This is a genomic window from Deltaproteobacteria bacterium (genome assembly GCA_016218975.1).
Classification (GTDB): domain Bacteria; phylum Desulfobacterota; class Deferrimicrobia; order Deferrimicrobiales; family Deferrimicrobiaceae; genus JAENIX01.
Map to the genome: position 1 here is coordinate 18,320 of JACRCO010000036.1, position 24,796 is coordinate 43,115.

Genomic DNA, 24,796 nt, shown 5'->3' on the forward strand with positions numbered 1-24,796 from the left:
AAATGCGGGCCAGGCCATGGAATAAATTCTGCGGAGAAAGAGGGATGGGGATGCGTAAAACTGTCCTGATCGGGATGCTTGTACTGGCCGCGGGGTGCGGGGTCAACTCGCAGTTCATCTACAAGGCGGGCGCGCCTGCGGCCGAAGGGGTGAAGCATCAGGTAAAGGTCGCGGTCCTTCCGTTCAAGGACGGCACGGAGGATTTCACAAAACGGGGGAGCGTATTCGATCCGAAAAGTCTTATGTACAATCTTGCGAAGTCGGGCATCAGCGGCTCGATCACGGCGCTGACGCCGGAGCTGTGGGCGAAGTCCCTCGCCGATGAGATGGCGGCCTCCGGCGCCTTCCGATCGGTCCGTTTCATCTACAGCCCGTCGGAGCTTGCGGACGAGGAGTTCTTCATCGAGGGGACTGTGGAGAAGGCGTATGCCTCCGGTGCATGGACCACTCCGAATGAATTCGCCCTTGCCCTCCGGGCGCTGCGAAAGGCGGACAAGCGTCTCATCTGGGAGAAGACGGTCACACGGGTATGGAAGAACCAGCCGAGCCTCTACGACGGATGCGGGATTGGGATCCAGTGCATGGTGGACCGCTCCCACGCGTACACGAACCAGGTGATGCAGGGGATGTTTGCGGAGGCAGTGGCGGACTTCGCAGCCTCGGTCGGCGCCCTTTCGCGAGTCGGGATTGAAGGGGGAGGCCAACGAGGCGTCCCGGCTGCTGCCGGGGAATCGACAAGGCCGGAGACATCCCGGCCCGCGGCCCGGGATTCGGTGGAGCAGACGATACGAAGCATCCTCGAGGGGAAATGAACCGGCGACCGGATGAGGAGGGACCCTTATGAAAAGGATGCTGATGGCGTTTTTGGCCGCCTGCTTCCTTGCCGGATGCAGTTCCGGGTTCGTGTACCAGCGGAAGGCTAACCCGTCGGGGGATGTCCCGAAGCTGCCGGTTAAGGTCGCCGTGGTGGCGTTCCGGAACGGCACGGTAGATAACACCAGCGCCGGCAACATAGTCACCGGGCACGTCTTCAACCTTGCCAGGACGGATATCAACGGCTTGTGGCTCAATACGGGAGCCGCGTTCAGCGTATCGTCGCTGCCCCCCGAAAAGTGGGCCAAGTCCCTGGCGGAGGACATGGCCGCCTCCGGGGCGTTCCGGTCGGTGAAATTCCTGTACAGTCTCTCCGAAGTGACCGACGAGGACATCGTTGTGGAGGGTGCGTTGACCAAGTCCGACTTCACCACGATCAAGGACAAGCCCGACGAATTCGCCCTCCACCTGAAGGTGCTCCGGATGCCCGGCAATGCCGTCGTCAGGGAGGCGGATGTCGGAAGAAGCGGCATACGTCCGCGCAATCTTACAAGCGGTTGCTTTTCGTACGGAGGCTGCGTCGTCGACCGCATCCACGGGTACCTGAACGGTGTCATGCAGGCTATCTTCACCGACATCCGGCTCGATCTCGTCCGGGTCCTTTCCCCACCGCCGGAGAAAAAGCCCGGCCCGCCGGCGAAGGAATCCCCGGAAGAGGTGGTAAAGCGCATCCTCGGCAAGCAGTGACCCGGTCCCTTGGCAGCGTGTGGTGGATCTTGTTCGCCGGATTCATCGCCGCCTGCGCGGCGGCGCCCTATACCCAACGGAATCAGCTGATCGCCATCGGGGAAGCGGAGGAACTCCGGCTCGGCGAGGAGGCCTTTCTGGAGATAAAGGGCAGGGAACCGCTGATAGACGATTACCGGGCGCGCATGATCAAACGGGTGGGCTCAAGGATCGCCGCCGTGGCAGGGAAAGACCGCTACCGCTGGGAATTCATCCTGATCGACAGCGACGAGGCGAACGCGTTCGCGCTTCCGGGGGGGAAGGTCGGCTTCTACAGGGGGATCCTCCCGTATTGCGAGGACGAGGCGGGAATCGCCGCCGTCATGTCGCACGAAGTGGCGCATGCGCTTGCCAGGCACGGAGCGGAGCGGCTTTCCCAGGCGCGGCTCTTCGAATTCGGCGGCGCGGCGATCTCCGCGGTCTTCTCTGGGGGATCTCCTGCTTTGCAGAAAGGGGTACTCGGCGCCTACGGCACGGGAGGGAAGCTCGGGGTGCTGCTTCCGTTCAGCCGGCTGCATGAATCGGAGGCAGACGAGATCGGCCTCATTTTGATGGCAAAGGCCGGGTACGACCCGGGGAGAGCCGTCGGTTTCTGGAAAAAGCTGCTTGCGGTGGGCCGGGAAGGAAAGACATCGGCGATCCTGTCGACTCATCCGAGCGGCGAAGAGCGTATCCGCAGGCTCGAGGAGCTGATGCCCTTGGCGCTGGAATTTTACCGGAAGGCCGCCGCGGGACGGCAGTTGCCGGAGGATGAACGCGGGAATGCCCCCGACGCTTCTCCTGAGGATATCTTAAGGAGGCTTCGGGAGTCCCGGTAGGAAGGGCGATATACATATTGACGGCCCGTCAGGGCAGTTGATAGCATTATTTCTTCCGTCGGGATGTGGCTCAGCCTGGTAGAGCACCTGGTTCGGGACCAGGGGGTCGCTGGTTCAAATCCAGTCATCCCGACCATGTAAATCAAGGGGTTGCGGCGCGGCTGCCGCAGCCCTTTTTTTTCTGCGGCGGGTTTGATAACATTCAAGTCCTCTGGACAGCCGGAACGCGGACGGGGTGGCAGGACCCATGATGCGAAATGTTTCATGCCGCAGGGCCATGAGCGTTGTCGCCATGGCGCTTGTGAGCTTGCTCGCGGCGCCGTTGGCGTGCGCCGACGACTATGCCTTCCTTGGCCGAACCGATAATCTGTTCGACGAACGTAGCGGTGCCCCCGTAGTAATGGCGGACGACGGCTCCGAATCCGACGACGTCTGTTCCTGTCAGCTTTGCACGGAAGCGATCGGTGAATCGGTTGCTCCCCGGATAGGCCCGCCGAATGCATATGACAGGTTCGGCTCCGCATCGGCGTATCCCATATCGTCTCTTTATTGTCCCGAAGTTTTCCGTCCCCCGACATCCTGATTCTACGATAGGCTTTCCGTCCGGTCGTCGTCAATAAACGTTGCCCGTCCGGCGTTGCGGGTTCAGCCATGGTTCCGGAAAGTCCTTCCTGCCTCCTCTTCCGTCGATTTTCATCGGGAAGGATAAGGAAGGGCAGAGGGGAGGAGAAAAATGAAGAGGTACACCTACACCGTTCTGTTGGGGCCGAAAGACGACGGCGGTTATCGCGCGCATTGCCCCGCGTTGCCGGGATGCCGCGCCTACGGAAGCACCAGGAAGGAGACGATCCGGAACATCAAGCTCTCCATCAGCCACAAACTCGATCAACTGGAGAACAGCGGGAGGCCGATTCCGAAGGACCGCGACCTGGCGTAACGCTCGCTCGCCCGTAAGGCAAACGATCTCCGGCGTCCCAGCCCGTCCTGATGGAGACACCGCCGATACGTTGCTTTATCATGAAGTATCGATAGCGGGGAGGGGGGGCGCATGAAAGGAGATGATCCGGAAGAGAGTTCGAGAATCGTCGAAGAAGTCGTGGAGAAAGTGCTCTCGGGGATCAAGCTGGGGGTGAACTGGTCCGAGCTGAAGATCCTGGAAGATGAAAATTCCAGCAAGGCGAAGATCCAGGAATTGGGGGCGAAGATCGCGACCAAAAATCCCGAGACGAGCGCAACGATCCTTGCGATCGCGCATTCCATATACTTCGATCATTCCCGTGGAGGGAGCGCCCCTGATTTTTTCGACGCTTACCTGCGGCTGGGAGCGGAACGGATAAAGATCCTTTTTTTCTTCCTTGCGTTGTCTTCCCTCGGTAAAGGCCCGGACGGCCGGCGTCGGGCGGCAAAAAGCGCCGGTATATCGATCCTCGGAAGGATCATCGCCCAGCAGATGGGACTCAAGGATGAACTGGTCCGGAAAGTGGAGGCCGGCGGTTTGCTTTGCCAGATCGGGAGAAACGTCTTCATGAAGGCCCGGGAATTGGGCATGGAGATAGACGACGAATTCATCGATGCTCACGAAGTCGACCTCGCAACAAGGGTCGTGAAGAAGCTGGGGCTGGATTCCTTCCTCCTTAAAGCCGTGGACATGTCATACGTGGATTTCGACGAGGATTCGTTTTCCCTTGGAGGAATCGTAAAACTGGCGGAGTCCTTGACGGAGAACAGCTTCGACCGATACGGCAAGCTGGTTCTGCAATCCCCGATGCCGGATCGATACGACGTGGTGACGAAATCGCCGGGCGACGTCGTTCAGAGGCATTTTTCCATCCTCGGTGTGGGTGAATACCTCGAAGTCAGGGAAGTTCCCACTCCCCGCCAGCTCGAAGCTATCCGCAAGCACTAGCCCGCATTTTTCACCATGCTTCTGCTGCGGCGGCGGAAACAGGCATGTCTACTGCGTTGCGCTCGGTCGGGCTCCTCGACGTAGTGTAAACTACGCCTGCGTCGCCCTCGGTCGCGACGCCTTGTAGCCATACCCGTCTCCACCGCCTCGCTACGAACCATGGTGAAAAATGCGGGCTAGAGGAACGGCCCCTCCCCGAAACGCGGCTAAAGAGATCGTTCAACGCGGGAAACGATTCCTGCACCGGGCGAATCGAATCTGTAAATTCGCCCTCCGAAGAGGAATCGATGGAGACAGTCCAGCCGCATCCGATCAAGGGGAAGAAGCCGCTTGCCAAGGCGGTTTTTCTCCTGGTTTTTATCGCGGGGGCCGTCGCGGTAGTCCGGTTCACACCTGTTAAAGCCTACCTCACCGCGAACGAACTGGGGCATTTCCTGGAGATGGCCGGCCCGTGGGCTCCGGCGCTGTTCATCCTGACTTATGCCGTCGGGGTCTGCCTTTTCGTTCCCGGCACGCTTCTCACGACCCTGGGAGGGGCGATCTTCGGCGCCTTGTACGGATTCGTTTATGTTTGGGTCGGAGCGATGCTGGGGGCGAGCGCCGCCTTCTGGATCGGGCGCACCCTCGGCAGGGACCTTGCCTCCTCGCTCATCGGCGACCGCCTCCGCAAATACGACGATGCGATCGAACGGAACGGGTTCGCCGCAGTGTTGTACCTGCGGCTGGTCTACTTCCCCTTCACGCCCATGAATTTCGGGATGGGGTTGACCAGCGTGCGTTTTTGGGATTACTTCTTCGGCACGGGCCTCGGAATCGTCGTGGGCGTCTTCATCTTCACGTTTTTCGTCGGCACGGTGCGGGACGTCTGGGTGAGCGGGAATTGGAGCGGGCTGCTCTCCGGGAAGACGCTCTTCTCGGTCGCCCTGTTCGTTTTTTCCTTTTTCATTCCCCGAATCATAAAGAAGATCAAGGGAGAATAGCGAGATGGAAGCGATCCGAAAGCCCGTTCCCGCCGCAGGCAGGGTATTTCCGCAAGATAGGCACAATCTGGAACTCGTCGCCAACGTCCGTCCGCACGGATGGGAAAACCCGGACCCCGCCCCGCGCTACAACATGGTCGTTCTCGGAGCCGGGACCGCGGGGCTTGTTACCGCCGCAGGATCCGCGGGCCTGGGTGCCAGGGTCGCGCTTGTGGAGCGGCACCTAATGGGAGGGGATTGCCTGAACGTGGGATGCGTGCCGTCGAAAAGCCTCATACGCTCTTCCCGCGTCTCCTTCGACATCCGGTCGGCGGACCGTTACGGAGTGCGTTCCGGCGGGAACGGCGCCGTCGATTTTCCGGCGGTGATGGAGCGGATGCGGCGGCTTCGGGCGGGAATCAGCGGGCACGACTCCGCCGAACGATTCAGATCGCTGGGAGTGGACGTTTTTTTCGGCGATGGACGGTTCGCAGGCCCAGACACCATAGAGGTGGAAGGAAAAGCACTCCGCTTTTCGAAAGCGGTGATAGCGACGGGAGCGCGGGCCGCCGTGCCTTCCGTCCACGGGCTCGCCGATGCGGGGTTCGTGACGAACGAGACGGTATTTTCCCTTACCGAACTTCCGCCCCGCCTCCTGGTCTTCGGCGCCGGACCGCTCGGATGCGAGTTGGCGCAGGCTTTCCGCCGGTTCGGTTCGGAGGTCACTCTTATCGAGCGGGGACCGCAGTTCCTTGCACGGGAGGACCCGGATGCCGCGGCGCTTCTGCATGCTGCGTTCCTGGCGGAGGGTATCGAAGTAAGGTTGAATACGGCCGTCACGAGCGTAAGCGTCGCGGGAGGAGAGAAGCGCGTCCATCTTCGGGACAATGAGGGGAGTGAGGACACGGTACCCGTGGACGAAATACTTATCGGAGCCGGCCGGGTCCCGAACGTGGAAGGGCTGGGTCTCGAAACCGCGGGGGTCCGGTACGATGCCGCGGGCGGGATCGCTGTGGACGATTTCCTGCGGTCCACCAATCCCCGCGTATACGCGGCGGGGGATGTCTGCCTGCGCCATAAATTCACGCACACGGCCGATGCCGCGGCTCGCATCGCGATTCAGAACGCCCTCTTCCTCGGGCAGAAGAAGGTGAGCGCGCTCACGGTTCCATGGTGCACCTATACTGACCCTGAAATCGCCCACGTCGGCATGTACGAACGCGAAGCGCGGGAGCGGGGAATCGCCGTCGATACTTTCGAGAAGAAGATGAGCGGTGTGGACCGGGCCGTAGTGGACGGGGAGGAGGAAGGGTTCGTCAAAATCCATGTAAGGAAGGGAGGCGATAAGATCCTCGGCGCGACGATCGTCGCCCGTCACGCAGGCGAGATGATCAACGAAATCTCCCTGGCGATCGTTGGCGGGATCGGGCTGGGGGCGTTGGCTAACGTCATTCATTCCTATCCGACCCAGGCCGAAGCGATCCGGCAGGCGGCCGAAGCATACAACCGAACGAGGCTAACTCCTTTCGTCAAAAAGATTTTGGGCGGATGGCTCGAATTGACAAAATAGAACCTCGTTCTCTACTTAAGATTTCCGAGTAAAATCCGATAAATACATACGGGGTGGGGTTCCGGGAAACTAAAAAAATTACAGCAAAGAACCGACGATAACAATTCCTGTTTTCCCCTCCAGCCGGGAAGAACGCGTCTTCGTTGGACAGGATGAACGGGAAAAAACGGAAACCCAGCCGGCGTATCGTACTCCTCGGGCTCCTGTGCATTGCCCTGCCCGCCGGGTTTAATTCCCCGGCCATCGCGGCACACCCCGCCGCCCGATCCGATGAAGAGACGATGATTTTCGGGGAAATTCCCTCCGTGGTCGGAGCCTCCAAGTACGAACAGAAGGTGACGGAGGCGCCGTCGTCGGTGAGCATCGTCACATCCGCCGAAATCAAAAAATACGGATACCGGACGCTGGCGGATATCCTGCGACGCCTGCGCGGGTTTTACGTGACGGACGACAGAAACTATTCGTACGTCGGCGTCCGGGGATTCAATCGCCCGGGGGACTACAACACCCGGGTCCTGCTTCTCGTCGACGGGCACCGGATCAACGACGCTCTTTACGAACAGGCTTACATCGGGACGGACTTCATTCTCGACGTCGACCTGATCGACCGGGTGGAGGTCATCCGCGGCCCGAGTTCCTCCCTTTACGGGAGCAGCGCCTTTTTCGCCGTGGTCAACGTCATTACGCGCCGGGCGCGCAACCTGGACGGCCTGGAAATCTCCGGGGAAGCGGCGAGCTTCGATACCACCCGTTGGCGCGCGAGCTACGGCAACCGGTTTGGCGGCGGGCTGGAAGCGGTCCTGTCCGGAACGCATTACGAAAGCAAGGGGCAAAACCTCTTCTTCCCCGAATTCGACGATCCGGCCACCAATAACGGGGTTGCGGAGAAGAAGGACGGCGACAGGTTCAAAAGCCTTTTCTCCAATGTTTCCTTCGGCGATTTCAACCTCCAGGCGGCATATTCAACCCGCGAAAAAGGGATACCCACGGGGTCGTACGGCACGGCGTTCAACGATCCGCGGACAAGGACGACGGACGAACGGTACTATGCCGACCTCAAATACGAGCGGGTTATCGATGCGCGGACGAGCTTCATGGGGAGGATCTTCTACGACTGGTACCGGTACGACGGGGATTACGCCTACCGGGACGATACGGTGAATCCGGTCCCGCCGTTTTTCTACCTGAACAGGGACGGAGGCAAGGCGGAATGGGCCGGCGGGGAGTTCAAGCTCTCCCGAAGGATGCGGGACAGGCACCGGTTGACCGTCGGAGCGGAATACCGTTACGCGTTACACCTGGACCAGTTCAATTTCAATCCGGACCCTTTCACCCAGGCGCTCGACGACAAACGGAGGGATGATAATTGGGGGATCTACTTTCAGGATGAGGTCGTGCTCGCTAAAACCCTCGTGCTGAACGCCGGCGCGCGGCACGACCGCTACGGCAGGTTCGGCGGTACCTTCAATCCCAGGGTCGCATTGATCTATAACCCCTCGGGAAACTGGTTTCTCAAGTTTCTTTACGGCAGGGCGTTCCGCGCTCCCAACGCATATGAACTTTATTATTCCGACGGCGGAGTCACTCAGAAATCGAACCCTGGCCTGCGCCCCGAGGTAATCCGGACCTATGAGATCGTCTTCGAGAATTACACGGCCGATCATTATCGCGTGGTCGCAGCCGGCTATTTTTACAGGATCGACAACCTTGTTTCCCAGCAGGAGGATCCGGCGGACGGCCTCACGGTATTTCGGAACGCGGGCGAGGTCAGGGCGAAGGGGATCGAGTTCGCGCTGGAACGAAAATGGGGGAGCGGGCTGGAAGGCCGGGTAAATTACGCGCTCCAGAAGACCAGGACGTCCGACACGGGGACGGACCTTTCCAATTCCCCCCGGCATCTCGCGAAACTCAATCTGCTCGTTCCGCTGGCGGGAGAAAAACTGTCCGCGGGGATGGAAGTCCGGTACATGAGCAAGCGCAGCCCCACCCCTCCCCACACGACTCCCGCGGGCGCGGTAACGGTCGCCAACGTGACGCTGTTTTCGGCCCGATTGGTGAAAGGGCTCGCCGTATCGGGGAGCGTCTACAACCTTTTCGACAAGGAATATGGGGATCCGGCAGCTGTGGAGCATCCCGAAGCCCTGATCCCGCAGGACGGAAGGAATTACAGGTTGAAGTTCACGTACAAATATTGACCGGGGTGGAAATCGCTCCTTGAGATCGCGAACAAATGCATTCGGATCACGATGGATCAGCCTCGTGACGGCTGCCGCTTCGCTGGTCCTGTTTCTCGGGGTCGGCGCGTGCATCGCGGCGGAAACCGGTGAGGTGCGCATAGCGGTGCTCTTCGGCGGCAATGGCGCACCCTTCAAGGAAACTCTCGCCGGCTTCCAGCAGGTCTTGCGGACCAGGGGGATGCGGGCGCGGTATATCGTCCGGAATCTTGCCGGAAACGGAGAGAAGGCGGCACGGGCGGTCCGGGAAATCAAATCGGAAAAGCCGGATCTTCTGTTCACCGTGGGGACCCGGGCGACGGAAGCGGCGTTGAAGAAAATCGCGGATATTCCCATAATCGCCGGGCTTCTGCTGCGGCCCGATCTTCTGGATGAAAAGGACAATGCCACCGGCGTCTATCTCGAACATCCCGTGGAGACGCAATTGAAGTGGCTGCGCCGCATTCTCCCGGAAGCGAGGAACGTCGGCATTCTCTTCAACCCCGGAGAGAACTGGGAAGGTGTGAAGTGCGCGGCACGTATCGCGGCGGACCTGGGGTTACGCCTGGAGGCCCGCGAAGTCGAAAGCCCCGGGGACATCCCGCAGGCGCTTGAGAGTCTCGGAAGGAGGGCGGACGTCCTGTGGGGAATGTCCGACTCCGTGGCGTCGGCTCCCGAGACGGCTCGTTACGTGCTGCTGTCCTCCTTCCGACATCGCATTCCGTTCGTCGGCCTTTCCTCATCCTGGGTCAAGGCCGGCGCACTCTACTCCCTCGAATGGGACTATGGCGATATCGGGTCGCAGTGCGGCGAAATGGCCTTGAAAGTGCTGGGCGGGGAACCGGTTGATTCGATCCCGCCGGCGCCGCCGCGGCGAACGGTCTACGCGTTGAACATGAATACGGCGAAACAGTTGAATATCCGGCTCCCGGAATCGATCGTGCGGGGAGCTGTTCGCGTGTTCCAGGGAGGGGATTGAAGCGGCCATGGATATGAAGAAACGGTTCGGACTTGCCGCCCGGTTCAATCTGCTGGCGATCTCGCTGATCCTTGCCACCGCGGCGGGGATCACTTCCTACCTCATTTGGGAGGAGGCGAAGTACAGCCGGGAGGAAATCGACAACTTCGGCCGGACCACCGCGTCCATGATGGCGCAGAACGGCGAATTCGGAGTTTTCACGAGAGACCGGGAAGCGTTGCAGGCGATACTGGAAGGGATCGAGACAAATCCCGACCTGGGCTACGCGGCGTTTCTCGACGACGGAAAGCGGCTTCTTCGGAGCTACAGCAAGCCCCGGTTCGACACGATTCCCGGCCCCCCCTCCGGTATGGACCAGGCAGCGGGAGGAAACATCTCCCGCCGAAGATTCAGGAATTCCCGTGACGGGGTGGAATTCACGGATTATCTCGTTCCGGTGATCATTCAACCGGGGAAAGAATTCGCCGGGATCACCGACGCCGCAAAGCATCGTCCGAGAGTCATCGGCTATCTCCAGCTGGGATTGTCGATGGAGAACCGTGACCGCAAGCTGCGGCAGTTCATTCTGTCGGCGGCCATGGTCACGTCCGTATTGGTTCTCGCCGGGACGTTGGCGACGCTGCTGATCACCCGCAGGATCACGTCCCCGATAAGGAAACTCGTCGATTTTACCCATGCGGTATCGGAAGAGAAGATGGGGGAGCAGGCGCCCGTCGGAGGAAGCGCCGAGATCGCCGACCTGTCTCATTCATTCAACCTGATGCTTACCCGGTTGAAGTCCTACAGGGACCAGCTGGAAGTCCGGAACATGGCGCTTGCGGAGGCCAACCGTCAGGAAGCGGATGTCCGGAGGCGGGCAGAGGAGGATAGGGAGCTGCTGAACATGGCCGTCGAACAGGCCGCCGAGACCATCGTGATCACCGATATCGGGGGGAAGGTCCAGTACGTGAACCCTGCCTTCGAGCAGACCACCGGATACAAAGCCGCGGAAGTGATCGGAAGGAACCTCCGCATGCTCAAGAGCGGCCGGCACGATTCCGATTACTACCGGGACATGTGGGACACGCTTGCAAGCGGGCAGGTGTGGTCAGGGCACTTCATCAACCGCCGCAAGGACGGGACGATGTTCGAGGAGATGGCGGTGATCTCCCCCGTTCGAGACGCCTCAGGCAACATCGTGAATTACGTCGCCGTGAAACGCGACGTCACGCGCGAAGTCCAGCTGGAAGAGCAGCTCCGCCAGTCGCAGAAAATGGAAGCAGTGGGAAAACTGGCGGGAGGGATCGCCCACGACTTCAACAATCTGTTGACGGCCATCCTGGGTTACAGCGACCTGCTGTTGGGGAGCCTCGACCGGCATAACCCGATGCGGATGGAGGTCGAGGAGATAAAGAAGGCCGGGGAACGCGCCGCCGTCCTTACCCGCCAGATACTGGCGTTCAGCCGGAAGCAGATGCTCCAGCCGAGGATGCTCGACATGAACCGCGTGATCTCCAATATGGACATAATGCTCCGGCGCATGATCCGGGAAAGCATAGAGCTGATCGCGAGACCGGAACCGGAGATCTGGAAGGTGCGGGTCGATCCCGGCCAGATCGAGCAGGTTCTCATGAATCTCGCCGTCAACGCCCGCGACGCCATGCCCCATGGCGGGAAACTCATAATAGAGACGATGAACGTCGAATTCGACGAGAACTTCATCCGGGACCACCCGTACGTCCTGCCCGGCCCGTACGTGATGATGGCGGTGACGGACACAGGGTGCGGAATGGAGAGAGATACGATCTCCCGGATCTTCGAGCCTTTCTTCACGACGAAGCCGCAGGGGAAGGGGACCGGATTGGGGCTCTCCACCGTCTACGGGATAGTTAAGCAGAGCAAGGGCTACATCCTGGTGGACAGCGAGGTGGGAAAAGGGAGCACGTTCCGCGTGTACCTGCCGCGGGCGGAGGGGGAGGCGGAGCGTGCAGGGGCGGTTGCCGAGGAAGCGTCCGTCAAATGGATGGGAACGGAAACGATACTCCTGGCCGAAGACGAAGACCTGGTCCGGGATTTCGTACTGAACGTACTGCGAAGCCGCGGTTACACGGTCCTGGATGCGCGGGACGGCGCAGGAGCCCTGGAAACCGGCCGCTTGCACGATGGGCCGATACACCTTCTCCTGACCGACGTCGTCATGCCCCAGATGGGCGGGCATGAACTGTCGATGCGCCTTGGGCCCTCCCACCCCGGGATGCGCGTTCTTTACATGTCGGGCTACACGGAGGCGATCCTGCGTCAAGGGGAACTGGAGGCCGGAGTGCCGTTCCTTCAGAAGCCCTTCCGGCCCGAGGCCCTGCTGGGCAAGGTCCGCGAAGTGCTGGACGCCCCATCGAGGCCGCTGGAGGGATGCCCGGGAGTGTGATCGACACTATCGGGGGATTTCCGGGACCTTGACGGCGATCGGGTCGCCGGTGAGGGCCTCGACGAGGAAGGTTTTCAGGGCCTGCTTTTCCTTGACGGTCAGCCCCAGCGGGGATAGTTCCCTGTTCCCCGGACCGCCGCCCCGGTCGTAGAATTCGATGACGTCCTCCAGGGTTTTCAGCGTCCCGTTATGCATATAGGGAGCGGTTTTCGCGATTTCCCTGAGGGTGGGAGTCCGGAATGCCTTCCAGTCCTTCTTCTCTTTCGTAATTAAATAACGCCCGGGATCCTCTTCGAGGCTCCGGTAATCCTCGTAGCCGTAGACCTTTGCGACGAAACGCCTCGTGGCCGTGATGCGGGGATCTTTAAGATGTTCCGTCTTCTCCGGGACGCCAAGCGCGTGGAACCGCTCGTCCGACAGGAGGGGACCGGAATGGCAGTCGGCGCATTTTCCCTTCCCGGTGAAGATTCCGTAACCTTGCCGCGCCTCCGGAGAAAGAGCGTCCTGCGTTCCGGCAAGGTACCGGTCGATCGGGGCGTTCGCGGAGACCAGCGTCCGCTCGAATGCCGAGATCGCCATCGCAACCCGCATCCTCGTAGGCTCTCCGCCGAACACCTTCCGGAAAGCGCCGTCGTATTCGGGAACGGCACGGATCTTCTCTTCGAGAAAGTCGAGGTTCAGGTTCATCTCGAATGGTGACATTATCGGAAAAAGCGCCTGCTCTTCGAGCGACGCGGCGCGGCCGTCATGGAACAGATGCCTGAAATAGGCCGCGTTGATGAGAGTCGGCGCGTTCCGCCAGTTCCGGGTAGTGGGGTAGCTCAGGGAAAGCTCCTGGCCGTCCGTGAACGCCTTGTCCGGGATATGGCAGGAGGCGCAGTTCATCGTCCCGTCGCCGGAGAGACGCCGGTCGAAAAAGAGCTTCTTTCCAAGCTCTATCTTTTCCGGTGTCTGAAGGTTCTCCTTCGGGACAGGCGGCGGGGGAAGCGGGGAAAGGATCCCCGCCGTTGCGGGCGGCGCAAAGAGGAGAAAAGCCGCTGTCAGGACGGAGGCCGGCGAGAGGCTGTACGCTGAATCACTTCGCCGCCGCAAGCTCTTCCTCCACGATCTCCCTGAGATATTCGTAGTCGCGGTCGCCTACGACTTTCCGTCCGTTTATGAAATACGTCGGCGTGCTGTAGAGGTCAAGCGATTCGGCGAGCTTCCGATCGCGTTCGATGACATAGGCGTGTTTCGCACCGTCGAGGGAATTCGTGAATTTTCCCAGGTCCAGTCCGATCTCCCTTGCGCAACGAAGGAGATTCCCGCGATCCAGGTCGGGAGAATTCAGGAGAAGAAGATGATGCATCTCCCAGAACTTACCCTGTTCTCCCGCAGCAAGCGCCGCTTCGGAGGCGATGATGGAAAAGTCCCGGTAGCGGTAGGGGTACTGCTTTACGACCATCCGTATTTTTCCCGGGAAGTTTTTCAGGAGTTTCTCGACGGTCGGACCGGCCGCCTTGCAGTGCGGTCACTGGTAATCGACGAACTCGATCAGCGTGACGGGGGCGTTCGCGGGACCTACCGCCTGCGAATCGCCCACGGGAACGTCGAAACGAGTTTCCGCGGCGGACGGGGACGCAACGGCGTGAAGAATGACGGCCGCTGAGAGGATCGCGAGGAATGGGAACCGGCACCGACGCAAATAGTCCTCCTGCTTCCTCATTTCGATGGGAGGCGCAGGCCCCGGGGTTCAACCTCCGTCTTTCCCCGTGTGCGGCTTCCCGTGTTCCGCGGATTGCGCCGGCTTCCCCTCTTCGCGGAAACGGAAGTACTCCTCCGGGGTATTGATGTTCCGGAAGGAACGGAAGTCGGGGTCGAGCCTGGAAACCTCCCCTGCGGAGACCTTCCGGACTTTCACCTTGTCGAAAAAGGAAACGACCCTTCCTTTTCCCGCGTGGAGGGCATCCTCGATGGCCGGAAGCGCGCTTTTCCCGTACACGGCGTGCAGCGGCTCGAGCCCTTTCGTCCCCTCGGGGACGACCACGTCGTTTTCATCCGCAAGAGAGGCCAGGTGGCGGATCAGGCCGGGGTTGAGGTTCGGCATGTCGCAGGCGGCGACGAATACGCGCGGGTCCTGGCTGTGGAAGAGTCCCGAGTGGATCCCCGACAACGCTCCCATCCCCGGGATCAGGTCCTTCACTTTCGGGCAGGGAAGGAAATCGAAGAGCTGCGGAGTGTTGGTGACGATCAGGACGTTACGGAAGAGGGAGGCCATCTGCCGGTGGATCGCCTCGACGAACCTTCCTCCCTGGTAGGGAAGGAGAGCCTTGTTGCTCCCCATGCGGCTGGATGCGCCTCCGGCAAGTATGACGCCGGTGACGCCGTCGATCCGCACTTCCTCGGGCGGAAAGGCGAGCCGTTCCGGGCCGGCATAAAGGTTGAACTTTCCCCCCCGCGCGTAACCGATAAGGGCGATCCCGTGCTCCCGTGCCAACCGGACCGCGAGGTCGGTCGGGGAGGTGCGCGAGGCGATAAGGACGATTCCCAGGGAGACCGCCTTCGATACCAGTTCGGACGAGATCCTGCCGGAGGTCACGAGGATCATCCCGGACAGATCGATGTTCTTCAGCAGCGCCTCGCCTGCGATCCGGTCCAGCGTGTTGTGGCGTCCTATGTCCTCCGCGTGCAAAAGGACGGTACGGCCGTCCCCGACTGCGGCGGAGTGGATCCCTCCATGGCTCCTGTAGTTCTCCGCGCGCCTGGCGAGTTCGTTCATCATGGTGAAGACGTCGGCCGGGGAATAGATCCGCTCTTCTTTTGCGGCAGCGCGGTCATTTCGCGGCAGCGGTTGCTGGAGTTTGAACGAGATCCCCGCGCCGCAGCCGGAAGTGAGCGTCGGGGTGAGCCTCGAGGGCACCTCGCCGCGAATCCGGACTGTGGCCGCGCCGAAGTCCCCGCATACGCTGAGCGCGAGCAGGTCGTCGGCCCTTTTCACCAGCCCCTGCATACGCAGGAACCCTGCCACAAGGTAAACAAGATCGTGTGGAGAAGCGATGAGCGTGGCGAGTTCGATTCCGTTGACGGTAAGCGCGATAGGGAATTCCCTGACGGGAAAGTGGTCGGTTCCGGAAAGCCGCCGCCCGTCGTATCGCAGTACGGGAAGAGGCGTTTCCGTTTCTTCCTTTTCCTTTTCGCTCATCGGCCCTTCTCGAAGCCTTCCTTGCCCGCCAGCAGATCCAGGTGAAGCGTAGAAAGATCTTCCGCTTCCAGCGGTACGTCTCCGTTTCCCTTGCGGGAATCCCTTGTCTTTATATACCGGGTGCACTTGCGGCAGACGCCCACGCGGACAGGCTCGTCTCCGGCGACGAAGTAGGACAGGCTCTCCGGATCCTGGTTCCCGCAAAAGGGGCATTTAAGCCTTGGAAAGGCCCACCGGAAGGAGCAGGCGGAGCAGGAGAGAAGCCGCTTTCCTTCTTCCCCTGCCAGTTCGTCCATACCCGCCCGCGATCCGCAGACCGGGCAATATCCTTCCTTCCAGCCTTCCACAGCCTTCGGATCGACCGATTCCGCGGCCACCGAAAGCGCGGTTTTAAGGGAAACTTCCAGTATGAACGTCAAAAGCGGCGGGCGGACGGAAATCGCGGCGGAGGCCTCCTCTACGCATTTCCTTTCCCGTTGAAGACAGGCGGAAAGGAGGGGCGCGAGGTCAAGGGAGTTTTCCTTGAGCGCCTGCCCGATCCGGTCGAGCTCTTCACCTCCGAGGGGATCGCGATTCACCCCGCGCATGACTCCCACGATGCCGTCGAGGAACGACGCCGCCCTTTCCCGATCGATGGAAAGGCTCTCCGGGGCGAGAAGGGGGAGGCCGCCTTCGATTCTCTCGGCTTCGAAACGATCGGGGAGGGAAAAGGAGATGCCGGTCTCCCCTTCCCTCCCGTCTATGTATGCGAAAAGGCCCTGGAACAGAGAAAGGATCTCACGGTACTCCGGCTTTTCCCGTACCGTGCGATCGAGGTGTTCGCGTTTTCTGGCGGTCTGCGGCATTCTTTCGTGTCGGTTCGAATTTTTACTGGCCCGATATCTCCTTATACCATTTCGGATGGTGGGTTTTCGCCCAGATTTTTCGGACGTTCCCGTAGATCATGCTTTCGAGCGTGCCCGGGTTTCCGATGGTGGTCAGGTAGGCATGGACGATCACGAACATGATGAAGAGGATGAAAAGAAGTCCGTGTATCAATAGTGAGATCTGGACGATGCCGATCGGGAACGACCCGGGGAACCAGTTGATGAATCCGGTGACGCCGAGAATGATCGTCGCTATCCCCATGAACAGCCCGTAAGCTTTTTGCCCGGCGTTGAACTTGCCGCTGTTTATGTGTTCCGGGTCCCGGTCGAGGTATCCTCCCAGCAGTTTGAACCATCGCCGGTCGTCCTCGTCGAAAAAATTCATTTCCTTGAAATGGTTGAAGAAGAGCAGGACGGAACTTACGAAGAAGACGACCCCCGTGTATTTATGGACGAAGATGGCGGCTTCCCCCCCGCCGAAGAGGTCGAAATATCCGTGAAAAATCCTGGAGTAAAGTCCCAGTCCCGAAAACACCAGCATGAAGAACGACACCATCACGAACCAGTGGAGGATCCTTTCCCTCGCGTTGAACCTTTCTATGGATTTACCCATTGGCGCCTCCTCCCTTCTCCGAATTCTCCTCCTCCAGTTTTCTGGGTCCGAAGGTGACGTAGTGCGTCAGCACGCCGATGATGCTGCCCCAGAATCCGATGAGCCCAAGGGGTTTGAGTACGTCCTTCCACAGGAAGACGGCCGTGGGAATGGAGGGGTTGGCCGCAAGGCCGTAGCTTTCAGGCTTGTCGTCCAGCAGGTAAAGCACGCCCAGGCCGGAGAGGTCCGCCTCTCCGTAAACGGTCTTCTTCGACGCCTTCGCCTTGGCGACGAGCCCGCTTCTCGGGCCGTACTGAAGCGCCTGCGTCGGGCATGCCTTCGCGCAGGCGGGGAACATCCCCGCCCCGATCCGGTCGGAGCAGAGGTGGCACTTGGAGACCTTCTCGCCGGTGCCGTAGCGCGGAGCCCCGAAGGGGCAGGCCGAAACGCAATACTTGCAGGAAATGCACTTCTCCGCATTGAAGGCGACGAACCCTTCCCGGGTGCGGTAGAGGGCGCCCGGCGAAGGACAAACCTTCAGGCACCCGGCGTCTCCGCAGTGCATGCACCTTTCGTTCAGGAAGAGCCATTTCACGTTTCCGCCGTCGGACTTCTCGACGAACCGGATCCGGTTATAAAGGTTGGGTGTCAGGTCGCGGGGGTTCTCGTAGGTCCCCTGGTTCACGGTTTTGTCGGGATCGAGCTTGTTCCACTGCTTGCAAGCCACCTGGCAGGAGCGGCAGCCTATGCAGCGCGACGTATCGACCAGAAATCCCATTCTCGATTCGGCCATGGCTATCTCACCCCTTGCTCTTGATATTGACCATGAACGCCTTCGTTTCCGGGATCATGGTGTTGGCGTCCCCGACCGTCGGGGTAAGCAGGTTCGCCGAGTCCCCTACGGCCGGCGTGCACCACCCGAAGCACCAGGGCATGCCGACCTGGTGGACGATGGAATTTGCCACCTTGAACGGCTTGAAGCGCGGGGTGACCACGGCGACGGCATCGATCTTCCCCCTCACGGAGGAAACCTCCAGCAGATCGCCGTTCCTGATGTTCTTCTCCTTGGCCAGTTCCTGGGAGAGCTCGACGAACTGCCTGGGCTGAAGCTCGAGCAGCCATGGGACGTTCCGGGACAGGACCCCGGTCTGCCAATGTTCCGTGACCCTGTAGGTAGTGGCCACGTACGGGAAACGCTTGTCGTTCGAGGCGTATGCGTCTTCGGGCATCCCGTCGCTCGAGAATATCTTCGCGGCGGGATTCACCCGCTGTTTGGAAAGCGGGTTTTCCGCGACCGGGCATTCCAGCGGCTCGTAATGCTCTGGGAAGGGGCCGTCCTTCAGGCCCGGCCCGAAGAGCGCAGCGACGCCGTCGGCCCGCATGATGTACGGCTTCTTCCCTTCCTTCTCGTTGCCCATCGGGGGCCACGGCCCGTCCGGAACGTCCCCCGCCCATGCGCCGAACTTGCCGTCCGGCAGCGGTGCGGCCGGGTTCCAGTAGATGACCGCCTTCTTCGGGTTGAACGGCTTGCCGTCGAGGTCGACGGAAGCGCGGTTGTATATGATCCGGCGGTTGACCGGCCAAGCCCACGCCCACTCGTTGAAAAGTCCCAGGCCTGTGGGGTCCTTCTTCCCCCGCCGCGCCATCATGTTTCCCTTCTCGTTGTAGCTCTGGCAGTAGATCCAGGAGCCGCAGGAGGTGGTGCCGTCGGGCTGGAGCGCGGCGAAACCGGGCACCAGTTCCCCCTTCTTTCCGAGGAGCTTCTCCTTGGGCGGCTTCTGCCCCGGCTTCGGCTTGTTCGGCACGTCGGCTACAAAGTACCCGTTGATCTCCTTTGCCACGGCGTGAATGTCCACCGTCTTGACGGTTCCGTCGGCCCGCTTGAAGCCGTATCCCCAGGCAAGGTTCATCAGCGGATCGGGGAATGCCCCTTTCTCCTTGGCGTAGAGCCCCTTGATCCGGTAGAAGAGGTCGTTCATGATCTCGGCATCGGGTCGGGACTGCCCGAGCGGCTTCACCGCAGGGACTCGCCACTGCGCCATTCGTGAAGAATTCGTGATGCTCCCTTCCTTCTCGAACGACGCGGCGGCCGGCAGGAAGAAAACTTCCGTTTTGATCTTCGACGGGTCGACGCCCGGCCCCTTCCAGAACGACGCCGTCTCGTTGTCGAAGAGGTTGACGGCCACCATCCACTCGAGATTTCCGAGCGCCTTACGAACCTTCCCCGCGTTGGTGCCGGAGCAGGCTGGGTTCTGGCCCCATGCGAAGAACCCCTTGAATTTCCCGCGGGCCATGTTGTCGAAGAGCATGATCCACGACAGGTTCATTCCGGGGTCGGTCTTCGGCAGCCAGTGGTATCCGAAGTCGTTCTGCTTCGTCGCCTTCGCCCCGTATATCGCCTTGAGGTAGGAGACGATGTACTTGTTCCGGTTCCCCCACCAGTTGGCGCTCATCGGGTCTTTCGTTTTCGGAGTGTATTTCTCGATGTATGCGTTCAGGTCCTTGATGTCCGCGGACGGCACCGGCATGTAGCCGGGGAGGATGTGGAAGAGAACGCCGTGGTCGGTGGAGCCCTGGACGTTGGACTCCCCGCGCATGGCGTTCACGCCGCCGCCGGCAACGCCCATGTTGCCCAGCAGGAGCTGGATGATCGACATCGCGCGGATATTCTGCGTCCCCACGGTGTGCTGGGTCCATCCCATCGCGTACAGGGAAGTCCCGGCCCGGTCCGGCTTGCCGGTTGAGGCGTATGCTTCGTAGACCTTGAGGAGCGTTTCCTTCGGCGTACCGGTTATGTTCGAAACCATATCCGGCGTGTACCGGGAGTAGTGCTTCTTCATGAGCTGGAACACGCAACGGGGATTCGTCAGGGATTCGTCCTTTACGATCTTGTCGTCCTTGTCCTTGAGGAAACCCCACTTCTTGTTGTCGTAGGCCCGCTTCTTTGTGTCGTAACCCGAGAAGAGGCCGGCGAGCTCCCCGGGGCCCTTGAAATCCGTGCCGACCACGTAGCTCGCGTTGGTGTACTTCTTGACGGGAAGCTCCATGTAGAGCTTGTTCTGAAGGATGTAGTTGATCATCCCGCCGAGGAAGGCTATGTCGGTCCCAGAGCGGAGTGGCGCGTATATGTCGGCCTTCGATGCACTCCGGGTGAAGCGGGGGTCAACGACGATGATCTTGCCGCCCGCATCCTTGGCCTTCATGATCCACCGGAAGGCGACCGGGTGGTTCTCCGCGGGGTTGGCCCCCATGATGAGCACTACGTCAGCGTTCTTTACGTCTACCCAGTGATTCGTCATCGCGCCGCGTCCGAACGACTCTGCCAGAGCCGCTACAGTGGCGCTGTGTCATATTCGCGCCTGGTGTTCTATGGCGACCAGGCCCAACCCCCTCATCATCTTCTGGAGGAGATAGCACTCCTCGTTGTCCAGGGCGGCGCTGCCGACGTGGGCGATCCCCATCGTCCGGTTCACGACCGCCTCGATTTCCTTCTCCACTTCCTTGTCGCCCACCTTCTCCTTGACCTTGATCCTGGATTTGGCCTGGAAGGTGGCGTCCCGGGTTTTTTTCGTGCGCTTGGCTATCTCGTCGAGCGCCCAGTCCCAGTCGACCTCTTTCCATTCCTTCTCGCCCGGGGCCCGGTAACGCGGCTTCGTCACCCGGGTGGCGTTGTCGCGCAGCTGGATTACGGCGGAACCCTTCGGGCAGAGCGACCCCTCGTTGATGGGGTGGTCGGGGTCCCCCTCCACGTTGATCAAGTTTCCGTTCAGGGTGTGCAGGATCATCCCGCAGCCGACGGAGCAGTAGGGGCAGATGCTCGTCGACTCCTTCGCGTACCGGATCTGAAGGTCCTGGGCCTTCGCTTCGACCGGCTCGAGGGACAGGCCGAACACCCCGGCGGCCAGCCCGGCTCCGGAGAGCTTGAACAATTCCCTCCTGGAAATCGCCATGCGTTGCACCTCCTTGGTTCTTGCGGCGTGTTTATCGGTAATAAAACCGTCGTGAGAACGTAAAAATGCTTCGGTTCTGTTGTCAGGGCACCTGCCTGGAGATTGAATATCGCGGGGTGTGGAATCGAAGGTGCGAAGAGATATTATAAAATCGTTTTATAAATTTCAATAAAAAAAACTCCAACAAATAATAGGGGTTATTGGTTGAGCCATATTTAGCTGCATTTTCCGCATATTATGATCGAATAGCAAATAAAACTTAAAAAACATGCGTTTTATTCTCGTTCTTGACTATATCGTTATATAACATACTATATAACGAATCCGCCCTATATCCTGCACGGGATTGCCGCGGGCCCGCATCCTTCGCCGAAGCGTGGGCCCTGCGGGATTGCGGGTAAATCGCCGAATCGAAGGAGGGATGGAATTGGTCCGGAGAATCGTCGCCGCAATCGCTTTTGCCGTATTGTTTGCCGCCGGGACGGCGGGTGCAAGGACTATCGAGGAGATCCTTAAAGAGAAGGGAGTGATCACGGAGGCCGATTACAAGGAGGCGACACGTTCGAAGCCCGTGGACTACAAGCTCGGGAAAGGGTTTACGTTTACTTCTCCGGATGAGAAATTCCAGTTGTCCGTCGGCGGCCGCATACAGCCCCGTTATTCATATACCGACGCGGAGGCGGTGAGCGGTTCGGCTCAAGACGCGAGCGAATGGAAAATACGCTGGGCGAAATTGTCGGTGGGAGGGTACGCCTACAGCAAGGATTTAACGTACAAGATCCAGATCGCGCTCGAAAACAGCGGGAACGCGAAGCTTCTCGATTACGCCTACCTTAAATACGGGTTCTCGGACGCTTTTGCGCTCCAGGCCGGGCAGTTCAAGGTCCCGTTTTCACGGCAGGCGCTCAATTCGGCTTCGGCGCTCCAGTTCGTCGACCGGTCCAATGCCGTGGATGCGTTCAAGCCGAACTACGATATAGGCGCGATGGCCTCGGGAAAGATCGGCCGGGGGATGTTCGCATACAACGCGGGTATCTTCGGGGGGGCGGGACAGAGCGCAACCCGAACGACGAACAACAACGCCTTCGCGGCGCGACTGGTTGCCAGCCCGCTGGGGGAAGCGCCTTACAGCGAAACGGATGTCGGGCATCACGAAAAACCGCTCCTTTCGGTCGGAGCGAACTATTTCCGCAACACGCTTAAAAGGTCGGCAACGACTGTCTTCGAGAGCGTCACGCCGAACTACGCTGCGGCGGCAGGCTGGCTCGGAAATGGAGCCTCGACTTTCGACAACACCGAGAAAGTCGACATCGATCAATTCGGCGGAGATGCGGCTTTCTTATGGAACGGTTTTTCGTTCCAGGCGGAGTACCTCGAAGGACGCGCGGAGGGGAAGACGTCGGGAAAAACTCTCCGCGCCCGTGGGATGTATGCGCAGGCGGGGTACTTCCTGATTCCGAAACGGCTTGAGGCGGCGGCGAGGTATTCGTACGTGGATCCCAACCGCTCCAGATCGAACGACATCCAGGCGGAGACCCAGGGAGCTGTCTCCTATTATTTCTTCGGACATAACCTGAAGCTGCAGGCGGATTATAGTAACATCCACAAGCAGGTTTCCTTGAACACGAGCACCGACAATAAGCAGGTCCGCGTGCAGGCACAGGTCGTTTTCTAAAAAGGAGGATAGTCCGCATTTCTCACCGAATGCGGGCCAAGGCAACCGGTGAGCCGTACAAAATATCCGCTGGAAGTATCCGGGACGGTCTGGCTCGGAAAGGGGGACGACGTCCTCCTGGGCAGCGACCGTATAGGGCTGCTGGAAAAAATCGGGGAATGCGGTTCGATCACGAAGGCGGCCCGGGCGGCGGGGATAAGCTATAAAACCGCATGGGATATCGTAAGCGCCGTCAACAACCTCTCGGAAAAACCGCTCGTCCGGCGGATGACGGGAGGCAAGGGAGGGGGAGGCACGGTCCTCACGGAGGAGGGCAAGGACGTCGTCCGAAGATACCGTGTCCTTCAAAAGGAACACGAGAGGTTTCTGGGTGGGCTTTCGGAGAAGATCGGGGATGTGGAAACCTTTTACCGGTTTTTACGGAGGATCGCCGTGAGAGTGAGCGCGAGGAACACTTTTTTGGGAAAGGTAGCCGGCATAAAAAAAGGTGCTGTAAGCACGGAGGTGACGCTGTCGCTCAAGGGAGGCGACACGGTAGTCGCGGTCATCACGAAGGAGAGCGCGGAAAGCCTGGGGCTCCGGAAGGGGGCGGATGCGTACGGCATCATCAAGGCGAGTTCGGTCCTGCTGGGAAAAGATCTCCACGAAGCGAAGATCAGCGCCCGGAACCTGCTGTGCGGCACCGTGGAGACGCTCGCGGAAGGGCCGGTGAACGAGGAAGTGACCGTAAAACTTTCGGGAGGAAATATTCTGACCTCTATCATAACCCGGGAAAGCGCGAAGAAACTTGCACTGAAACACGGCGACCACGTATGCGCCGTCGTCAAGGCGTCAAGCGTCATCCTGGGGGTGAGCGGATGACCAGGCCGGGGGCGGAGAGGTTCCGCTGCCCGATGTCGTTTCTTTTTTCGTTCGCTTTCCTTTTAATACTTGCGGCGGATGTGAATCATCCCGCTCCGGCATTCGCGCAGGATCGGCTGCGCATGTCCACAACCACTTCCACGGAGAACTCCGGGCTCCTCGCGGTACTCCTTCCCCCCTTCGAGAAAAAATACGGGTGCAAGATCGATGTGATCGCGGTGGGGACGGGCAAATCGCTCAAGCTGGGGGAGACCGGGGACGTGGATGTGGTATTCGTTCATGCGAGGAAGCTCGAGGACAAGTTCGTCGCCGACGGGTTCGGGGTGAACCGGAGGGACGTCATGTACAACGATTTCGTGATACTGGGCCCGGCGGATGATCCTGCGGGAACACGGAAAACGGGTACCGCGGTCGAGGCGTTCTCCCGGATCGCCGCGGCGCAGGCCCGCTTTGTATCGAGGGGCGACGAGTCCGGAACGCATCAGAAGGAGAAGGAGATCTGGCAGTCCGCCGGTATCGTGCCGAAAGGGAAATGGTACATGGCCGCGGGCCAGGGTATGGGCGAGGTGATCCAGATTGCCGGCCAGGTGCGCGGCTACACCCTTGCCGACCGCGGGACCTACATAGCGTACAAGAAGAAAACCGACCTCGTCGTCGTGCGGGAGGGAGACAAGGGGCTTTGGAATCCGTACGGCATAATCGCCGTGAACCCCGCCCGGCACAAGCACGCGAAGTATGACCTGTCGATGAAGCTCATCGAGTACGTGACCGGCGAGGAGGGGCGGCGGATCATCGCCGGCTTCAAGATCGACGGCGAGCCCCTCTTCTTCGTCCACGGCGCCAAGGGACACTAAATGCCGCGCTTCTTAATTAAGGCAACGAGCTTTCAGCGCACGATGGGGCCGGGTCCCTGCCGGAGTTGGATGTTCTCCCCGCGGCTACGGCTCGTCGCTGCCATGGACGGCAGCGTGCCGCGGGCGCATGGATGCGCAGGAGCGGCCGTCCGTCCATGGACTCCTCGCCTGCGACTCAGCTTGCTCTCGCCATCCCTGGCAGCGAGCGAGGAGCGTAAAGCCGCAGCACGGCCATGGAGCGAGAACCAACGTGTGGAATACATACTGTGGTTCGAGCTCCGAGGCAAGCGCCGAGCGATAAGCGAGGAAAAGGCGCCAGGGACGGCGCCGACAGCTTGCCGAGGCGGACCGATTCCGACCGGACAGGAA

The 24,796-nt window shown here is 60.3% G+C and carries 22 protein-coding genes and 1 tRNA gene; 15 read left to right on the forward strand and 8 right to left on the reverse strand.

Annotated elements, in window-relative coordinates; all coding sequences use genetic code 11:
* Positions 1-50 precede the first annotated feature (50 nt).
* The 12 genes from HY896_04395 (at position 51) to HY896_04450 (ending at position 12,448) form a co-directional block, all read left to right on the forward strand.
* On the forward strand, positions 51-812 hold the full coding sequence (locus tag HY896_04395; protein ID MBI5575584.1) for a hypothetical protein: 762 nt from the start codon (positions 51-53) through the stop codon (positions 810-812).
* 28 nt (positions 813-840) lie between these two features.
* A complete protein-coding gene (locus HY896_04400; protein ID MBI5575585.1) occupies positions 841-1,560 on the forward strand; it encodes a hypothetical protein in 720 nt (239 codons plus the stop codon).
* Complete coding sequence (locus HY896_04405) at positions 1,557-2,417, forward strand: M48 family metallopeptidase (GenBank protein MBI5575586.1); 861 nt, start codon at positions 1,557-1,559, stop codon at positions 2,415-2,417. The genes HY896_04400 and HY896_04405 overlap by 4 nt, the downstream gene beginning before the upstream one ends.
* Before the next feature lie 59 nt (positions 2,418-2,476).
* Positions 2,477-2,553: transfer RNA gene (locus HY896_04410), tRNA-Pro, on the forward strand.
* Between the two features lie 141 nt (positions 2,554-2,694).
* A complete protein-coding gene (locus HY896_04415) occupies positions 2,695-3,000 on the forward strand; it encodes a hypothetical protein (protein ID MBI5575587.1) in 306 nt (101 codons plus the stop codon).
* Positions 3,001-3,150: 150 nt separating this feature from the next.
* Entirely contained in the window at positions 3,151-3,354 is a 204-nt protein-coding gene (locus HY896_04420; GenBank protein ID MBI5575588.1) for a type II toxin-antitoxin system HicB family antitoxin, read from the forward strand.
* A 111-nt stretch (positions 3,355-3,465) separates the two neighbouring features.
* The gene (locus tag HY896_04425; GenBank protein ID MBI5575589.1) at positions 3,466-4,323 is read left to right on the forward strand and encodes an LLM class flavin-dependent oxidoreductase; all 858 of its coding nucleotides are present in this window, start codon (positions 3,466-3,468) and stop codon (positions 4,321-4,323) included.
* 287 nt (positions 4,324-4,610) lie between these two features.
* Complete coding sequence (locus HY896_04430; GenBank protein ID MBI5575590.1) at positions 4,611-5,303, forward strand: TVP38/TMEM64 family protein; 693 nt, start codon at positions 4,611-4,613, stop codon at positions 5,301-5,303.
* A gap of 4 nt (positions 5,304-5,307) precedes the next feature.
* The gene (locus HY896_04435; protein ID MBI5575591.1) at positions 5,308-6,852 is read left to right on the forward strand and encodes a mercuric reductase; all 1,545 of its coding nucleotides are present in this window, start codon (positions 5,308-5,310) and stop codon (positions 6,850-6,852) included.
* A 143-nt stretch (positions 6,853-6,995) separates the two neighbouring features.
* Positions 6,996-9,047, forward strand: a complete 2,052-nt coding sequence (locus tag HY896_04440) for a TonB-dependent receptor (protein MBI5575592.1) — start codon at positions 6,996-6,998, stop codon at positions 9,045-9,047.
* A 19-nt stretch (positions 9,048-9,066) separates the two neighbouring features.
* Positions 9,067-10,044: an ABC transporter substrate-binding protein gene (locus HY896_04445; GenBank protein MBI5575593.1), complete on the forward strand. Its 978-nt coding sequence runs from the start codon at positions 9,067-9,069 to the stop codon at positions 10,042-10,044.
* A gap of 7 nt (positions 10,045-10,051) precedes the next feature.
* A complete protein-coding gene (locus HY896_04450) occupies positions 10,052-12,448 on the forward strand; it encodes a PAS domain S-box protein (GenBank protein MBI5575594.1) in 2,397 nt (798 codons plus the stop codon).
* Positions 12,449-12,454: 6 nt separating this feature from the next.
* On the opposite strand, the gene HY896_04455 is transcribed toward HY896_04450, so the two are convergent.
* From HY896_04455 to fdnG, 8 genes are read right to left on the reverse strand one after another with little or no spacing between them, the layout of a single operon-like run.
* Positions 12,455-13,492: a cytochrome-c peroxidase gene (locus HY896_04455; protein ID MBI5575595.1), complete on the reverse strand. Its 1,038-nt coding sequence runs from the start codon at positions 13,490-13,492 to the stop codon at positions 12,455-12,457.
* A 31-nt stretch (positions 13,493-13,523) separates the two neighbouring features.
* The gene (locus HY896_04460) at positions 13,524-13,919 is read right to left on the reverse strand and encodes a thioredoxin domain-containing protein (GenBank protein ID MBI5575596.1); all 396 of its coding nucleotides are present in this window, start codon (positions 13,917-13,919) and stop codon (positions 13,524-13,526) included.
* Between the two features lie 39 nt (positions 13,920-13,958).
* Positions 13,959-14,132 carry a hypothetical protein gene (locus HY896_04465; GenBank protein ID MBI5575597.1) on the reverse strand — a complete coding sequence of 58 codons (174 nt, stop codon included), beginning with the start codon at positions 14,130-14,132 and terminating at the stop codon, positions 13,959-13,961.
* A 48-nt stretch (positions 14,133-14,180) separates the two neighbouring features.
* Positions 14,181-15,629: a formate dehydrogenase accessory sulfurtransferase FdhD gene (gene fdhD / locus HY896_04470; GenBank protein MBI5575598.1), complete on the reverse strand. Its 1,449-nt coding sequence runs from the start codon at positions 15,627-15,629 to the stop codon at positions 14,181-14,183.
* Entirely contained in the window at positions 15,626-16,474 is an 849-nt protein-coding gene (locus tag HY896_04475) for a formate dehydrogenase accessory protein FdhE (GenBank protein ID MBI5575599.1), read from the reverse strand. Before HY896_04475 ends, fdhD begins: the two co-directional genes overlap by 4 nt.
* A 22-nt stretch (positions 16,475-16,496) precedes the next feature.
* Positions 16,497-17,108: a formate dehydrogenase subunit gamma gene (locus tag HY896_04480; GenBank protein MBI5575600.1), complete on the reverse strand. Its 612-nt coding sequence runs from the start codon at positions 17,106-17,108 to the stop codon at positions 16,497-16,499.
* Positions 17,101-17,880, reverse strand: coding sequence for a 4Fe-4S dicluster domain-containing protein (locus HY896_04485; protein MBI5575601.1), 780 nt, complete (start codon positions 17,878-17,880; stop codon positions 17,101-17,103). The genes HY896_04480 and HY896_04485 overlap by 8 nt, the downstream gene beginning before the upstream one ends.
* 7 nt (positions 17,881-17,887) lie before the next feature.
* Positions 17,888-21,037, reverse strand: a complete 3,150-nt coding sequence (gene fdnG, locus HY896_04490; protein MBI5575602.1) for a formate dehydrogenase-N subunit alpha — start codon at positions 21,035-21,037, stop codon at positions 17,888-17,890.
* A gap of 421 nt (positions 21,038-21,458) precedes the next feature.
* On the opposite strand from fdnG, the gene HY896_04495 reads away from it, so the two are divergent.
* Genes HY896_04495 through HY896_04505 form a run of 3 tightly spaced genes read left to right on the forward strand, consistent with a single transcriptional unit; the run spans position 21,459 to position 24,427 of the window.
* Positions 21,459-22,712, forward strand: coding sequence for a porin (locus HY896_04495; protein MBI5575603.1), 1,254 nt, complete (start codon positions 21,459-21,461; stop codon positions 22,710-22,712).
* A 48-nt stretch (positions 22,713-22,760) separates the two neighbouring features.
* On the forward strand, positions 22,761-23,573 hold the full coding sequence (locus tag HY896_04500; protein ID MBI5575604.1) for a TOBE domain-containing protein: 813 nt from the start codon (positions 22,761-22,763) through the stop codon (positions 23,571-23,573).
* Positions 23,570-24,427, forward strand: a complete 858-nt coding sequence (locus HY896_04505) for a substrate-binding domain-containing protein (GenBank protein MBI5575605.1) — start codon at positions 23,570-23,572, stop codon at positions 24,425-24,427. The genes HY896_04500 and HY896_04505 overlap by 4 nt, the downstream gene beginning before the upstream one ends.
* Positions 24,428-24,796 lie beyond the last annotated feature (369 nt).